Source organism: Bradyrhizobium sp. USDA 4011 (assembly GCF_054063415.1).
The window spans coordinates 210541-226193 of sequence record NZ_JBSSGG010000002.1; the positions used below are offsets into that span (position 1 = coordinate 210541).

A 15653-nucleotide genomic window follows, 5' to 3' on the forward strand; every position below is an offset into this window, starting at 1 on the left:
CGGACGGGCGAATTTCCGAGGAGGTTCGAAATGTGCACGTGGCGCGGCCTGGGACTAACGATATCTGCTCTCATTCTGGCATACGGCGCGGTCGATGCGACCGCACAGGAGCGAATGAAGCCGCAGCCAGATCAGCAACAGGCTCAATCCCATTCCATGGAGGATGGGGGCGGTACGACGGGGCAGGGAGGTATGATGTGCGGAGATATGATGGGTCGCGGCATGATGGGCCGCGGGATGATGGGTGGCGGGATGATGGGTAGCAGCATGATGGGGAGCCGCGCGATGGGGAGCCCGATGATGTTCCGCATGATGTTCGCTCTGATGGACGACGGCGACGGGCAAATTTCATTGCAGGAGTTTCAGGCCGCCCATGAACGAATTTTCAAGGCAATGGACAGTAACAAGGATGGCCAAGTGACCCAGGAGGAGATGCAAGCTTTCATGCACGGGCGGCCGGGTAAGTCGGTTCCACAGCAGTAGCAGGCCGCTTGCTCCTTCACGGTCTCCGAATTGCCCAGTGACGCGCGGCTTTATGGCCAGGCAAGCAATTCGGCGAGGCGCCAAGCAGGACTGACCACGCGTCGCCGACGGGCAACCCCGCCAATTGGGTTGTAAAATCACAGAAGACCGGCCGGTCGACTGGGCAGTGAAGAAGGCCGAGAGGACGCTAAGAACTCGGCACAAGCCTCTGGTGCGTCAGCCGATCACGCATGGTTGTCATGATGAACATGATGGACGGGATGGGATGGGGGATGGGCCTGGTTGGGATTCTCATCCTCGTCCTGCTTCCTCGGCATTGCCGCCCTCGTCAAATATCTCTCGAGGTCGTGACGTCATGCGGCTCGGGTGCAGATCTCGGATGGAGCGTCAGCCCGCTACTCGCGATCAATAGGGACGTGGGGCTCACAAACCCGTGAACTGAACTGCCGTGACGCAGTGCATTTTGCGCGTGCTGCCAACGGCCTAGCCTTTGGCTAGGTTGGTTGTTATCTTAGCTCACATGTTGGAGAAGATCGGCCGCATCATGAGACTGGCACTGGCGCTCACGTTCATCGTGGGGCTGGTTCCGCATGGCATACGTGCAGCGGATGCGGACGTGAAGATGGTCATGGCTGCCGCGACCGACATGCCAATGAAGGGCAAGTACAATGGTTGCGGCGACAGTCAGAAGGAAATGACAGCCGCAGCATGCTCCGCCTCTTGCGGAAGTTTCGTGGCCTTGCCCGTCTTTGTTTCGCTGTTTGACCCAGTTCTTGTCGAGATGGCGCAAGATTTCTCCGGCCCAGCTCTCGCAGGGCATACGATCCCGCCTGATCCATATCCTCCCAGACCTCTCATCCTGAGCTGAGGCGCATCGCGGGTCGCGATGTGTCCTCTGGTGCGCGCGATGCCCACCGCATCGATGACGCGTCGCGATGTTGCACGTGGTTTTTGGCCATGGGCAGCGGATCAATATCCAGGATTGGCTTTCATGCACTCCAGTTTAGGTCCGGCGATCAATCGCCGCGCACTGCTCGTAGGCGGCACCGCAGTTGCGGCTTCTGCCCTGTTCCCGCGAATAGCACGAGCCACAGCGGCAGTACCCAAGGCAATTGAGCTCACCGCTGCGCCAGGTCGCGCGTCCCTCGTTGGCTCGCCTTACCCGCGCACAAATGTGTGGTGCTACGGGGACCGCATCCCAGGTCCCGAAATCCGGCTCCGTCAGGACGAGCCCGTTCGCTTGGCCGTCCGAAACAACTTACCGGAAGATACGACTGTGCATTGGCACGGCATACGTCTGCCGAATGCCATGGACGGCGTTCCCGGCCTCACGCAGCCGCCGATCAAGCCTGGCGAGAGCTTCACCTACGAATTCACGCCCCCCGACGCCGGCACGTTCTGGTACCACCCGCATGCCGACAGCCTGCAGCAATTGGGGCGTGGCCTGGCTGGCGCTCTGATTATTGAAGAGCCGGAACCCGTTCCGGTCGACCGCGACGTTGTCTGGGTATTGAGCGACTGGCGACTTAGATCCGATGCGCAAATCGCGCCCGGCTTCGGCAGCGGCATGGAAGCCGCCATGTCCGGTCGCGTCGGCAACACGGTCACGGTGAACGGTGGGGTGTCCGAAGAGGAGCCAGTACGGGCAGGGGAGCGCATTCGCCTCCGCCTCGTCAACGCCTCGCTCGCGCGCATCATGGCCCTGCGCTTCGAAGGCCACCGCCCAATAGTCGTCGCGACCGACGGTCAGCCTTGCGACCCGCATGAGCCGGACAATGGGCGTCTGCTTCTCGCTCCTGCAATGCGGGTCGATCTCATCCTCGATATGCAAGGTGAACCGGGTCGACGATACCGGGTGGTCGACGACTTCTACGATGAGCTGTCTTATTGGCTCACTCAGCTCGCCTACAACGACGAGCCGCCGCTCCGCGCCCATCCACTCGATGGACCGCTGCGTTTGCCGCGCAATCCGGTGCCGGAGCCGGACTTGACCACCGCCGAGCGGCACGAACTCCGGCTTCAGGGCGGGATGATGAGTGGTGGAGGCATGATGGGGAGGGGCGGAATGATGGGCATGGGCAGCGAAGCCAGCTGGGCCATCAATGGTCATTCGATGACAGGCGACGGTCACGTCGGCGTGCCGCCGCTGTTCACTCTGCGGCGCGGACGAAGCTGCGTGCTGTCGATGCGTAACGAAACAGCTTGGTGGCATCCTATGCATCTCCACGGCCACAGCTTCCGCGTCCTGAGTCGCAATGGCGCAGCGGTGCCGCACCGGCAATGGGCGGATACCGTTCTCGTACGACCGAAACAGACGGTCAAAATCGCTTTTGTCGCCGACAATCCCGGCGACTGGATGCTGCATTGTCACGTCACAGACCATCAAGCGTCCGGAATGATGACCATGCTGCGCGTTGCCTAACCAATTCTAATACTGCGAAGGAGAAGCGACATGAATAGACGGACATTCTGCCTTGGCACTGCGCTAACGACGCTTGTGCTGCCGCTGCCGGTATTTGCCGAGCCGATCAAGGCGACGTTGTACAAGAACCCGCAATGCAGTTGCTGTGAAGGCTACGCCGCATATCTTCGGCAGAACGGGTTCGACGTCGAGGTAAAACCCACCAATGATCTCGCTGAGATCAGCCAGAACGCCGGCGTACCAGCGAAATATCAGGGCTGTCACACCATGTTCGTTGGCGGCTACGTGGTCGATGGGCATGTTCCTGCGGACGTGGTCCGCAAGCTCCTATCCGAGCGGCCGCAGATCGCGGGGATCACGCTGCCTGGCATGCCCACCGGCTCCCCCGGTATGACCGGCCCCAAGACGCAGAAATTCGTCATCTATGTCGTGACCAAGGAAGGCAAGGCGCCGACCATCTACGCCAGCGTGTAATCGGTAGGCGCCGGCGAGGTCAACCAGCACCGCCCACAAGCACGTTGGCCCAGTATCGTCCGAGTGCTTGTGAAACGATGTCGCCAGCGATCAGAGGGTTTGAGCAGCAATGACGCTTGTCTCCTGCATCCGAGGTATCCAGCTCGCGGTTGTTGTCGCAATCGCAATCGCAACGGCTACTCCATTAGCCGCAGCTCAGGAACCAGTAAGAAGGCTGGTCCTGCATGACAGCCCACGATCTGTCGCTGCTGTCCAGTTCACCGATCAGCAAGGCCGCGCACGAAGTCTGGACGATCTTAGGGGAAAGGTCGTGGTCCTCAATATCTGGGCCACCTGGTGCGTGCCCTGCCGAAAGGAAATGCCCGCGCTCGACCGGCTGCAAGGGACCCTGGGCGGCGCCGAGCTCAAGGTCGTGCCTCTCTCGGTCGATCGCGGTGGCCTCGAAACCGTCCGCAAATTCTATTCCGAGATCAACCTTCGCAATGTTGCCATTTACACCGACCCTTCCGGACAGGCCTTGCGCGCCGTGGGTGCCATCGGCTTGCCGACCACGCTCGTTATCGATCGTGCTGGTCAGGAAGTTGGGCGCGCCATTGGTCCCGCCGAATGGGATTCGCCAGAAATCGCCGCGACGCTGCGCGCCGTCATGACCAATACCGGCGGACGTCTCGGTCAGCGGCAAGATCCCGATCGATCCAACTTGCAAGCGTCGCCCGGCCCGCTCCGGCGTGCGTTCGACTGGCTCATGGCGCCTGTTACCGAACTGATCCTTGATAGAGAAACGCCTGATAATTCCTCAGAGAAAAATAGGAGCAGATTGACGAAGGAGAATGAGCATGCAGTCAACGACTAGAATCCTCATTTCATTCGCCCTGGTCTCGGCCGCCGCGATCGTGATGGCTTCGGCTCCCTATGCCGTCGACGATCACGCGCCGTCCAGCTCGACGGGTCCTTTGCGTCAAATGCGCGGACGGTAGCTCAGAGAGGCAAAATTAGCTTTTTGAGACAACAATCAATGACTCCGACGTAAAAACAGAAATAGGGTGGGAAAGAACCAAGGGAGGAGGGGATGGAGACCGTTCGCCGCTTGCGTGCCAGGGCGTTACTGTGCCGACAGGCCGCCGCGTATCATCCAGATAGAAGCTGGAAGCTGCTCGCAGAGGCGGAGTACTGGGAGCACTTGGCCAGCGCGGCTTTGCTTGAGCACTTCAGAGAATGCAATACCCTTTTGCATAATATGGCCACCCCGCAGCACGCGAACGAAACCACCCTGAAACATGGGGCCCCGCAATGGATCAAGGGATGACGTTGCTGTCTTTCTTCGAAAGCGTCTCGAAGCTCTGACTTATCAATGGGCCGAACTGGAGGACCTTCGAGCGCGTGTGATCGAAGCCGAACAGAACAAATTCACCTCTCGTTCGCCTGCGTAACACCGTATGCTTCCGCGCAGTTCAGTCGCGCTCTTCTCGCCAAATCGCAAAATCGGCTTTCGTTCGCTTTCAGGAGAACACTCATGCTATCAAGAAAGCTACAAGCAGGCAGTATTGCGGCAGTGCCTGAGGCGCATTCGCCGGGCGTGGTCAAGTAGCTTGGCCATTCGGCTTTGCCGTGCCGGGCAGGACCGGATTATCGCGCTGTTCCACGGAAGCATAGAACGCATCCATGTCGATATGGATGATCTTGCGATGGGGCGCCGTCGAGACGACTTGCTCCGATCGGATCGGGGCCATAGACGGATTATAGAGTTACCAGTCGAGTCGTCGCAGCCGTTAGACCAGGTTGGTCCGACCGACACTCCGGGCGGGTATCGCCGATCGAATCAAAGACCTCTGCGATGGCGCCCGCGGCCGCCTCGGGAGAGACGCCGACCCGCGCATCCCGACGCGCGACATCGAACGCACGTTCCCGGGCGTGAGGGTAAAGCCGCGATCCTGCATCCAGCCGTGCTCCCTACATTCCCTGTGGCTCCGGCGTCGTTGACCATTGGCCTAGCCGCGCAGCGTCCGGACCGCGGGCTCGAGGCGAATTAAGGCCGGTGGCCACGATATGTTCCACATGTACTTTGAATGAGCTGCAGATTTCCCTTCGCATAGCACAGATTTTGGAATCTATTCCTAGCCGACCAGCTCAGGAGGCGCGGCAAACGCCAAAAGTCCCAAGATCGGCCTGGGACAAAGGGTAGGGGGTCCAGCTAGTCAGGAACTTAGGCGGTTTCGTTTATTTCACTTGTTGCGTTTATTTCGAATATGGCCTATACAAGAGGCCATACAGGGGAGAAAATACGATGACGATGCCAGCCTACGTTGAAGAGCTGGGAGGTACTCGCCTACCTTCTGCGAGCGAGAAGGCGGCAGCCAACCAGCTTCGTCAGATACTCGCTTCGCACGCGACGGGAGATGCCAAACTCCGAGTGCTCGACGATGCACAACAGGCTGCAGAGATAACCTTGTCGCCGGCGCTATCGAGTCTTTTGATGGAATTGCTGCGGCATATCGGTCGCGGCGATGCGGTGACGCTTGTGCCTGTGCATGAGATGTTGACCACGCAGCAAGCTGCCGACATTCTGAATGTCTCGCGTCCGTTTCTGGTCTCGCTGCTCGAGAAGAACGAAATTCAGCACGTGACAGTGGGGCGTCATCGCAGGATTAAGGCAGAGGACCTATTCGCCTATAAGCGCACGCGTGATGAGAAGCGGGGCAAAGCGCTTGCGAATCTCGCTGAGCAGGACGCGGAGCACCTGTAAGCTTGTTTGCAAACCGCTTCACCGCATTCGTCGATGCGTGCTCACTTGCAAGCGCGCTCAAAAGGAACCTGCTTCTCTCCTTGGCGGAAGCGGAGTTTTTTCGTCTCCGCTGGTCGAGCCGCGTCCTGGATGAGACCGAAGCAGCTATCGAGGAAATCTTGAGCGGCAAAGGCTTTGCCGATGCCACAGCGCGCGCAGAGCGGGCGCGCGCCAGTATGGAAGCTGCCTTCGAAGACGCCATGGTTACGGATTTTGACAACTTCTTGCCGGTTGCGGCGGGTCTGCCCGATCCTGGCGATCACCACGTTGTTGCTGCGGCGGCCAAGACGCAAGCCGCAATGATCGTAACGGAAAACCTTAAGGACTTTCCCGCGGCAGTTCTTTCCGACCTGAACATGGAGGCGAAATCGGCCGACGCTTTCATTGCGGATACTATCGCACTCGACGAAGCTCGCGCCGTTGCAGCCATTCGGCGTATGCGCGAACGCTTCAAGAAACCGGAAATGACGCCGGCGGAGTTCTTGCTCGTGATGGAAGCTGCGGGGCTGATTGAGACTGTTGACGTGCTAAGGTCACACGTGGAATCCCTCTAGCTCAGTAACTAACCAGACGGGCTTTTGGCAACACGATCTTGATGCGAACTCGACTTCGGATATTCCATAATGAAAATTATGCGAATAAAATCAATACCTTATCATAACTGCTGAAATAAGCGCTTCGAGCAAGTTTTGCTCACGCGCGCCTAACCAAATAGCCTTTCGCTTTGAACTCCTCGTTCACGAACGTTCCTTTGGACGTCGAGTCGCGGAATTGCTCCCAAACCTCTCGGGTAACGCCACTGTAAATGTAATAGGCTCCACGTTTGAAGATCACGTGTGCCTCACCCTGGTCCTCGTCGTATGCGATTTGGTCGACGCTGCTTGAGTCCACATAGGTGAAATCCATGAACTATCTCTTCAGTTGATGGCGCCAGTGAGTGACAGATCTCATATTGAGCCAGATCAAGTTTCCGGCTGTTCTTTCGCTGTCGGCACAACACGCCGCGATCTCCAAAGAACTGACTCTGGCTGACTCCGAACGATCCAGACAATGTGAAGTGGGGCTGGGGACCGACCGCTGTGGTTGCGCCGCTCTCTTGTGTGTCGGGGAAAACAGTGTACTGGTTAGCCTAATTCTGCGGGCGGAGATGGTGCATCGAGAAGAGGAGAGGGCTTCGTCGCTTCGTGGGCCTCAGAGCGCAGCGGACGTGTCAACACCTCACGTCTGAATTCGTGAGCTTTCGCCCCTTTTCTAATTGCAAGACGCGAGACCGAATTCGCTATACGGCCGAGTGGTCCCGTGAAGTCCGGAAGATCGACCATAGCCAGCAGCAGCCCTGCGGTTCGATGAGGTTATCGCAACAGGGTACTGGATCGCTGAGCCTCGTTGAAAAGCTGACGCCCAAGGGAAGATGACTCGCGGCGTGCCTTGGGGGCGCTCGTGCATGAAGCCGGCACCCTCGCTTAATTCAGATTTATCAACCGCGCATTTTTTCTCTGTGGCCGGAAGGAATTAGGAACGTAGCTCCGGTGCGAAGGTTCCTACGAACGGCGGAGTGCCGCCCGGCGGGGTCGATGCTCGTCGTCGCGTTCAACCGGAGCAACCAAATGAGCAGGCGTTTTGAAAATCGACATCATCACTCGGGAGACGACGGGAACACGCAGACCTTCGACGACTATCTCCTCTTCATCGGCGACCATCACTCAGACCGGTTCACGGGTTCCGACGATCGCATGAACATCGCCTTCGGCCGGGACGGAAACGACCGACTGGTCGGCGGAGCGATGGACGACGACCTCAACGGCGGTGCGGGCAACGATCATCTCATCGGCGGCGGGGGAAGCAATCATCTGGTCGGAGGTGCGGGAAACGACCACCTGATCGGCGGAGATCAAGCAGATACGTTGATGGGAGGCGATGGCAACGACGTCCTGAACGAGGGTGCGGGCCATGGCGACTTGGACGGCGGGCGAGGCAACGACGTTCTCACCGGCGGTCCGGGCGCGGATGCATTCATGATCTCTCCCGATAGCGGGCACGACATCATCACGGATTTCCGCGCCGGTCCGGGGGTGTTCGACCATCTTGCGGTCATGGACATCGAGCCCGAGCAATTCCGCTTCAGGGACACGCACGACGGCGTCCTGATCAGTTGGAATACCGACAAGGGCGACGGATCGGTGCTGCTCGAAGGCGTTTTCAAGGCGGACCTCGCGCAGGACGACTTCATGTTCGTCGACGACCGCCACCTGATCGATCCGACGAGCACTCATTCCGACCGCGTCACCGCGGAACACTTCGTGAAGGACGAGGGCAACGAGAGTGCGCTGCCGACGCCGGGCGAGACGCCGGCGCAATTCCAACGCACGGTCGACGACAATCTTATCAAGTACGGCAGCGATGGACAAAACGACGTCTTCCAGGCGACCGCCAAAAACGACATCTATTTTGGCCTGGGGGGCGACGATCGCCTGTATGGCGGAGAGGGAGACGATCACCTCGCTGGAGACGCCGGCAACGACCTCTTGAGCGGCGGGAATGGACGTGACGATCTTCGCGGCGGCGAGGGAAACGACAGTCTCTACGGCGGAGCCATGGCCGATAACCTGATGGGCGGAGCCGGTAACGACTATCTGAGCGCCGGCGCGGGCCATGACATGCTGGAAGGTGGGCCGGGTAACGATGTCTACAACGGCGGCGATGGCGCCGATGCCTTCATGGTCGCGCACGGCAGCGGCGATGACGTCGTGGTGGCGGGGTTCGACCCCGGACCGGGCGCGTTCGATCATATAGCCTTCATGGATATTATGCCCAAGGAGGTGACCGTCACCGATTCCGTGTCGACACACGGCGATGGCCACACGGGCGTGCTCGTAAGCTGGGGCGATGGATCGATCTTCCTGGAAGGCATCCAGAAGAGCCAGATGGCGCAGGACGATTTCATGTTCAACGCGGTGGAGGGCGGAGCCTTCGTGCCTGACCCGGCGATCAGCACCGAGGGCAGCAATATGATCTTCCAGGGAACGCACGCCGACTGGCACCTCGCGTAGCGGCTTGTCACAAGAAGCGCCTGGCGACTTACAGGGCGCATCTTACAAGGTCGGTTGAAGGCCAATATACCGGCTTTAGCTTGTCGCGACCGCCCTTCGAAGGTAATCGATCGTCGTCTGCGGCACCGCTGACGGCTGTCCGAAGCATGGTCCGCAGTCTTCACCCCTTGCGCTCAACCGAGGAACAACGGCTTTGCGGAGCCGTTGCGACCGAACGCAATTGGAAATCAAGGAGCAAACATGTACCAGAAATCCGCCGCGGCTGCCGCCGCCATCGTCCTGCTCTCCTCACTGGGGACAGCGGTGGTCGCCCAAGACACGATGGGCGCCTACAAGCAGTCGATGGATAAGATGAATTCAGAGATGAAGAAGGGCATGGACGATCCCGACGCCACCAGGTCCTGGGCCAAGATGATGATCGCGCACCACCAAGGCGCCATTGAGATGAACGAGACGGTTCTTAAGGAAACTAAGGATCCGATGATCCGCAAGATGGCCGAGAAGGGCATCAAGGAGCAGAAGGAAGAGCAGAAGCAGCTTGGAGAATGGCTCGCCAAGCACGACAAGTGACGCCGAGCCGTCGCCGACAGAAACGCCATGATCGCTTTCCCCTACGACTACTTCCTCGTTGCTTGGTTCGCCTTCGCGCTGGCGTCGACGGCCTACGTCGCCGTCGATCAGTTCGGCAACAATCCCGAGCCGACGGTGATGAAGTGGGGCTTCATCCTGGTCACGTTATACATGGGTCCTTTCGGACTGCTGCTCTACGTGCTGGCCGACAAGGAGCCGCGGCCAGGCCAGCATGAGGAATTCACGTCGCCGCTCTGGAAGCAGGGTGTCGGCAGCACCATCCATTGCGTGGCGGGAGATGCGACCGGCATCATCATGGCGGCTGTTATCACTGCGTCGCTCGGTCTGCCGATGTGGATCGACTTGATCGTCGAGTATATCGCGGGCTTCTCCTTCGGGCTCTTCATCTTCCAGTCGCTTTTCATGAAGCGGATGATGGGCGGTACCTACTGGCAGAACGTGAAGATGAGCTTCATGCCCGAGTTCATCAGCATGAACGCAATGATGGCCGGCATGGCACCGACCATGAGCTATCTGATGATGGGCCGGGACATGCGGGCGATGGACCCGCTTGAGCTTATCTTCTGGGGCGTGATGTCGCTCGGGGTGATGGTCGGCTTCACGACCGCCTATCCGTTCAACGTTTGGATGGTGAAAAAGGGCATCAAGCATGGCTTGATGACAGAGAGGCCCGAGAAGGAGGGAGGTCAGCAGAAGGACGGCGGTGATGGACATGGGTCACATGGCGGCGGCCATAAGATGAAAAGCGAGGCGACGACGCCACAGTTGGCTGCCCTTGCCGGCGTGACATCCTTCCTGCTGCTGACCGGCATGATCGTGCCCGGCTTCTCGGTCAATTTGCGCTTGAGCGCGCGCGACGTCGACGCCTCGATTATGCCGCCCGGCATGATCAACACGTTCGATCTTCCGGCCGCCGCGATGAAGGACATGGCGGCAGTCAAACCGCGGCAGGCCGGCTTCGAAGCGGCGTCCGACGCGCGTGGGGACCAGCCGCTAGAACCACGCATCGAAAACGGCGTAAAAGTATTCCATATCGACGCCTCCATCATCCGTTGGCACATCCTGCCGGACGTCGCGGTCGATGCCTACGCCTACAATCGTCAAATTCCCGGGCCCCGGCTGCAGGTGACGGAAGGAGATCACATCCGGATCAATTTCACGAACCACCTTCCGGAATCGACGACCGTCCATTGGCATGGCCTGATCGTGCCAAACGAAATGGACGGTCCCGCCAAGGTCGCCCAGCCGCCCATACCTCCTGGAGGCACGTATACGTACGACTACACCGTCGGCCAGCACGGGACCTATTTCTACCACAGCCACGATCATCCGGACCGGCAGCAGGCGCTCGGGCTGTACGGAGCGCTTATCATCGCGCCGAAGAACGCCGCCGACGAGGTCAAGGCCGATCTCGACTACACCATTCAGCTACAGGAGTGGTTGAAGCGCGAATGGCTGACCTATCCCGCGATGCTGATGGAAGGAGAACTCCCAAACTACTTCACGATTAACGGGAAGGCGTATCCGGCAACGGACACCATCAACATGAAGGTCGGAGAGACCATCAAGGTCCGCTTCATCGGCACCAACAACAACTTCGTGCACCCCATGCACATTCATGGCGGTCCCTTCGAGGTGGTTGCGGTCGACGGGGTCACGCTGCAGGAGAGCGCCCGCTATCAGGCGGATACTGTCAACGTCGGACCTGGCCAGCGGTATGATGTCCTCTGGACGGCACGCAAGCCAGGGAAATGGCTGGTGCATTGCCATATCCCGCATCACACGGCCAACAACAACGTCGAGCAGAATGGCGGGGGCGGCTTGATGCTTGTCTTGAACGTCAACTAGAGCGTCTGCGGCACTCTGGCTACTGCGGTTGATCTGCATCAACGACGGACGCGGTGCTCCCTCTATGCTTCGAAAGACCATAGGAGCGCGCAAATGTCGGTGCAGGATCATCCCGGGTATCGAGAACGCCCTCAGGTGGGCATGTCCACCAAGGTCAAGGCCGGCATGGTTCTGCTGGGATTTCTGGCGATCACCGGCGCGCTCCTGTTCACCGAGCATCGGGCCCACGTGCTCGGGTTGCTGGTTTGGTTGCCGCTGGTCGCCTGTCCGCTGATGCACTTCTTCATGCACGGGGGAGAGGGCCACGATCACGGCGGCGGCCGGCCGAGCGATTCAAGGAGCGCGTGATGCATGACACGGCACCCGCCTACGGTCTCTGGAGCCTCGTCATAGTCAATTCCGCGGTGTTCATCCTGTTCGCCTACAGCTTCTTCAAGCCGCAGACGTCCCGGGACTGGCGCTCGTTCGGAGCCTTCAGCGCTTTCCTGGTTGCGCTGTTCGTCGAGATGTACGGCTTCCCACTCACCATCTACTTCCTTTCCGGCTGGCTGCAGTCGCACTACCCGAGCGTCGACTGGTTCTCCCATGACGCGGGCCACCTGCTCGAGATGATGTTCGGCTGGAAGACCAATCCGCACGCAGGTCCGTTCCACATCCTGAGCTTCATCTTTATCGGGGCAGGGTTCATTCTGATCTCGGCTGCTTGGAGAGTGCTGTACGACGCGCAGCAGACCCGCAGCCTGGCCACCACCGGCCCGTACAGTTACGTCCGCCATCCGCAGTACGTTGGCTTCGTGCTGGTCATGTTCGGCTTCCTGCTGCAGTGGCCGACGATCCTCACGCTAGCGATGTTTCCCGTGCTAACGATCATGTACGTGAAGCTCGCGCGCGACGAGGAACGCGAAGCTCGGACCGAGTTCGGCGAGGCCTACGCGAAGTACGCGGCCGAAGTCCCGGGCTTCATCCCGCGCCTGAGCCGAATTCTCGGACCCGGCGCTTCCAGCAGCAGCGTTCACCACGGCTGATCCGGAATGGCATGGATCGGTGTTTTGTTGATCGGAGTCGGCATTACTTCCTTTCCTCCGGCCTGCGCTGCTGCCGGAGGACATTCGGTACATGAACCTCGACCGGGCCGAACTGCAGTCAATCGGACCGAGACTGACATCGTGGCTCACCCAGTATTTCGCGTGATGGATGGCCACGTGGCGGCGGCCGCCGGGGTGCTCGTACTCACACCGACACGCTGGCGTGGACATCCTTCCGCGACCATCGGGCAGTCGCTGCGGCTGGCGCCGTCATCGCCGCGGGCTCTCGTCAGCGATCTGCACTGACCCAGCCCGCTCAGAGTCACGACGCCCGCAGCCCACTCCAACCCCAGACTCCAAGACAGCCGTGATCTGATTTCGATTTCGATTGTAGTACGCGCCTGATTTTGGCACGGCGCCAGCTTTTTCAGCAACCTAACCTATTGATTTCACTGTGCCGATTTTCCGAGCCGTTGGTTGATTTTGGCACGAAAGACCGAAATTTGGCATTGAGAGCCTAGGCGCTACTCAAATCTGGCACTGGCCTGTCATGTGCGCAATGACGTGGCACAAATGGCCGCCGCGTTTGAGCTGGTTTTCCCCGCTTTCTGATGAGAGCGCCGTTGACTTGGGGCTACTTTCGGGTGGGTGGTTGGGTTCGTTTGATGCACCCCAGATCGTGAGCCTCGAATGTTCGACGCGGAGAATGCCGATAGCCAGCTCTTCCTGACCCGGCTGTTTCAGTGTCTCGCCAACCCCAACACCCGCAAGATCGTCGAACTACTGGCGTTAGGACCACGCTCGTTGGGCGAATTTTTGCAAGTCATGGACAGCACGGAAGCTCGCATTAAAGCGGCCATCCAAGTCCTTCAGACGGTCGGTCTGGTGTCCGAAGGGAAGGATAGAGGGGGCACAGCCACCGTCTATCTCCTTAACCGGACCGGCTTGAACCTCGCACAGTCTTGGCTCGATCGCGTCGACTCGATCGCCGGCGATCCGATCAAGAGCGAGAATTAAGCTCGGAGATCGGCATCATCACATCCTTCAATCCATCGCTGGAACCGTCCGCGAAGCCGAAGAGCGCCTCAATGCGTGACCTGACGATTTCCTGGGCAGCCGCAGAGGGCAGGCGGGCGACAGCCGCCGACAAAGTGCCCGCGGCCTTGATCCGAGAGATCACGTCGCCCCTGGTCAGGTCTTCCGCAGCGGATGCCTTCATCTTTTGCAGAACGATCTCATCAAAGGAGGCCGGCCATCGCTTCAATTGGAGGAATCCCGCCGGCGTGTTCTTGGGAGAGATTGCAAGGCTGAGATCTTCCGGCAGCCATCTAAAGTAGCTTAACCACGCGGCAAATTTGAGTGCGTCCAGGCAAGACAGGTTGCTGACCGGGGCGGGCAGTCGGAAATCGTGGTTGAAAAGGTAACGAGCGAGCTCCCTGACTGCAGCGACAGTTTCCGGTGGACTTTGTCTGGGGGCAACTGAACGTAGGTCAAGTTTGCAGACTTGGCACGACCAGACGTTCGGAAGGTTTCTCCACGCCAGCAGGTTAAGACACTTCGGACACCGGTCTAGCAGCGTTTCACCCGTTTCGATGTCGCAAATCAGCCCCGACAGAAGCCAGGCGTTCTTTATCCGGGCGTTTTTGCCATCGGCGGCCATTCGCCCGGGAGCGAGACGGCGGCGTTCGGGAGCCAGCCATCCCACCGGCAAAACGCATCCCATGAACTCGGTGCGATCCTTGAACATACGCCACGCACCTTTCGACAGCTTTGTGTGGTCGAAGGAACCCAAGGCCGCGAGTTCAGCGATCGCGTCAGTTCTCGAAGCGATCGTCGGAACCGATTGGTCGGTCATCCCGAGATGTAACGATAGCAAGGTGTCCGTATCGATTCTGCCCATTGGCGCAAGACGTACGGCGATCGAGGCGATTGCCTCGTCTTCGAATTGCTCGATCGTGCGCAACCATGGAGTGTTGGCTCTCATATGTGCAGATCCACGTGATGTTTCGCGGTGAACACCTCTTCCGGCAGCCGGTTGAGATGCTCGTCCAGGAAGGGATTAAGACCGAGCATGATCTTCTCGTTGCGAAACACACGATCGAACCCGGCGGCGATGTCTGCTTTCGTCAGTTCCTCCGGGTCCGTTCCGTCGGTACGGATGAAAGCATGAACAGTCGCCGCGTCGACGAGAAGGGCGTGTCGGCCCGGCCGTCCCCGCTGAGCGTAGAAAGTAGCGCGCATCGTGAGGGGATCGTCTTCGTTTTCGGTGAACCAATTCTTGTGGTACGGGAGCCGATCTGAGAACGTGCCTACAAACGCATCATGCTCCTCGGTGTTGAATCCGAACGGCTCCAACTTCTTGAAGCCCCCGGATCGTTGCCGGGTGGCGTCGACTTCATCTCTCATGGTCTCGAGGGCGGGCGCGCCGATGACGCACAGAGGCGCATTGCATTGGTTTTCGAACGAAAGAATGAGGCGGCCGAGCTTCACGATGCCTTTTCTGTCGTCAGCCATGTTCTGAGCTTCGTCCAAGAAGACGCCATCGATGCCGTTGTGATTGACGTTTTCTATGAGTGTTCCGACACCCTCGTCTTCACCCAAACGAAGGCTGCTCCGATCGTTGAAGATCTTGTCGTTGATAAGACGTGCCAAAGTGCGCGGCGTGGCGCCTCCCGTAAGATCAGCGTAGATGAACCGCTTTCCATTGCCGGACAACAATTGCACCTTCGCTTTCGATATCTTCTTGCCGGTCTGTTCCCGCAAAAGGCGCTTGACGATCTCGCTCTTGCCGCAACGAGACCACCCTATGACGTACGCACTGGCGTTCTCGCCGTCGTCGCGAGCCGATCCGAGCGACAGGCGAAGCATGTCGCGGGTCTCTTTCGCTTGCGGGTGCTCGACGAAGATCTCCCGGACCGATTTCCGCTTCGCGGCCAATACCGGCGAAGAGAGGATGCTTTGATATCTGCCGTCCATAT

At 59.2% G+C, this 15653-nt stretch carries 17 protein-coding genes; 14 read left to right on the top strand and 3 right to left on the bottom strand.

Annotation, left to right across the window (positions count from 1 at the left end; all coding sequences use genetic code 11):
* Nucleotides 1-30 precede the first annotated feature (30 nt).
* From ACVW1C_RS41335 to ACVW1C_RS41370, 8 genes are all read left to right on the top strand, one after another.
* Nucleotides 31-483, top strand: coding sequence for an EF-hand domain-containing protein (locus ACVW1C_RS41335; protein WP_250173574.1), 453 nt, complete (start codon nucleotides 31-33; stop codon nucleotides 481-483).
* Nucleotides 484-1003: 520 nt separating this feature from the next.
* The gene (locus ACVW1C_RS41340; protein WP_028133030.1) at nucleotides 1004-1351 is read left to right on the top strand and encodes a hypothetical protein; all 348 of its coding nucleotides are present in this window, start codon (nucleotides 1004-1006) and stop codon (nucleotides 1349-1351) included.
* A 123-nt stretch (nucleotides 1352-1474) separates the two neighbouring features.
* Nucleotides 1475-2905 carry a multicopper oxidase family protein gene (locus ACVW1C_RS41345; RefSeq protein WP_028133029.1) on the top strand — a complete coding sequence of 477 codons (1431 nt, stop codon included), beginning with the start codon at nucleotides 1475-1477 and terminating at the stop codon, nucleotides 2903-2905.
* Between the two features lie 30 nt (nucleotides 2906-2935).
* Nucleotides 2936-3379 carry a DUF411 domain-containing protein gene (locus tag ACVW1C_RS41350; RefSeq protein ID WP_028133028.1) on the top strand — a complete coding sequence of 148 codons (444 nt, stop codon included), beginning with the start codon at nucleotides 2936-2938 and terminating at the stop codon, nucleotides 3377-3379.
* 109 nt (nucleotides 3380-3488) lie between these two features.
* The gene (locus ACVW1C_RS41355; protein WP_155253165.1) at nucleotides 3489-4232 is read left to right on the top strand and encodes a TlpA family protein disulfide reductase; all 744 of its coding nucleotides are present in this window, start codon (nucleotides 3489-3491) and stop codon (nucleotides 4230-4232) included.
* A 216-nt stretch (nucleotides 4233-4448) separates the two neighbouring features.
* Nucleotides 4449-4685 carry a hypothetical protein gene (locus ACVW1C_RS41360; protein WP_049819840.1) on the top strand — a complete coding sequence of 79 codons (237 nt, stop codon included), beginning with the start codon at nucleotides 4449-4451 and terminating at the stop codon, nucleotides 4683-4685.
* A 978-nt stretch (nucleotides 4686-5663) separates the two neighbouring features.
* A complete protein-coding gene (locus tag ACVW1C_RS41365; RefSeq protein WP_028133026.1) occupies nucleotides 5664-6122 on the top strand; it encodes a helix-turn-helix domain-containing protein in 459 nt (152 codons plus the stop codon).
* A gap of 2 nt (nucleotides 6123-6124) precedes the next feature.
* Complete coding sequence (locus ACVW1C_RS41370) at nucleotides 6125-6715, top strand: PIN domain-containing protein (RefSeq protein ID WP_028133025.1); 591 nt, start codon at nucleotides 6125-6127, stop codon at nucleotides 6713-6715.
* Nucleotides 6716-6854: 139 nt separating this feature from the next.
* Here the strand turns inward: ACVW1C_RS41370 and ACVW1C_RS41375 are convergent, their stop codons facing one another.
* Nucleotides 6855-7067: a KTSC domain-containing protein gene (locus ACVW1C_RS41375; protein WP_028133024.1), complete on the bottom strand. Its 213-nt coding sequence runs from the start codon at nucleotides 7065-7067 to the stop codon at nucleotides 6855-6857.
* A gap of 668 nt (nucleotides 7068-7735) precedes the next feature.
* Between ACVW1C_RS41375 and ACVW1C_RS41380 the strand changes: the two genes are divergently transcribed.
* From ACVW1C_RS41380 to ACVW1C_RS41405, 6 genes are all read left to right on the top strand, one after another.
* On the top strand, nucleotides 7736-9211 hold the full coding sequence (locus ACVW1C_RS41380; RefSeq protein WP_245269296.1) for a calcium-binding protein: 1476 nt from the start codon (nucleotides 7736-7738) through the stop codon (nucleotides 9209-9211).
* Nucleotides 9212-9451: 240 nt separating this feature from the next.
* Nucleotides 9452-9781 carry a DUF305 domain-containing protein gene (locus ACVW1C_RS41385; protein WP_049819839.1) on the top strand — a complete coding sequence of 110 codons (330 nt, stop codon included), beginning with the start codon at nucleotides 9452-9454 and terminating at the stop codon, nucleotides 9779-9781.
* Between the two features lie 27 nt (nucleotides 9782-9808).
* Nucleotides 9809-11650 (top strand): DUF4396 domain-containing protein, encoded by a 1842-nt coding sequence (locus ACVW1C_RS41390; RefSeq protein WP_028133022.1) that lies wholly within the window; start codon nucleotides 9809-9811, stop codon nucleotides 11648-11650.
* Nucleotides 11651-11743: 93 nt separating this feature from the next.
* On the top strand, nucleotides 11744-11998 hold the full coding sequence (locus ACVW1C_RS41395) for a DUF2933 domain-containing protein (protein ID WP_028133021.1): 255 nt from the start codon (nucleotides 11744-11746) through the stop codon (nucleotides 11996-11998).
* On the top strand, nucleotides 11998-12675 hold the full coding sequence (locus ACVW1C_RS41400; protein ID WP_028133020.1) for a methyltransferase family protein: 678 nt from the start codon (nucleotides 11998-12000) through the stop codon (nucleotides 12673-12675). Before ACVW1C_RS41395 ends, ACVW1C_RS41400 begins: the two co-directional genes overlap by 1 nt.
* 690 nt (nucleotides 12676-13365) lie before the next feature.
* On the top strand, nucleotides 13366-13692 hold the full coding sequence (locus tag ACVW1C_RS41405; RefSeq protein ID WP_049819838.1) for an ArsR/SmtB family transcription factor: 327 nt from the start codon (nucleotides 13366-13368) through the stop codon (nucleotides 13690-13692).
* Here the strand turns inward: ACVW1C_RS41405 and ACVW1C_RS41410 are convergent.
* Both ACVW1C_RS41410 and ACVW1C_RS41415 read right to left on the bottom strand, forming a co-directional pair.
* Nucleotides 13676-14659 (bottom strand): TniQ family protein, encoded by a 984-nt coding sequence (locus ACVW1C_RS41410; protein WP_028133019.1) that lies wholly within the window; start codon nucleotides 14657-14659, stop codon nucleotides 13676-13678. The two genes, ACVW1C_RS41405 and ACVW1C_RS41410, sit on opposite strands and share 17 nt — an antisense overlap.
* Entirely contained in the window at nucleotides 14656-15651 is a 996-nt protein-coding gene (locus ACVW1C_RS41415) for an ATP-binding protein (RefSeq protein ID WP_028133018.1), read from the bottom strand. Before ACVW1C_RS41415 ends, ACVW1C_RS41410 begins: the two co-directional genes overlap by 4 nt.
* Between the last annotated feature and the right edge of the window lie 2 nt (nucleotides 15652-15653).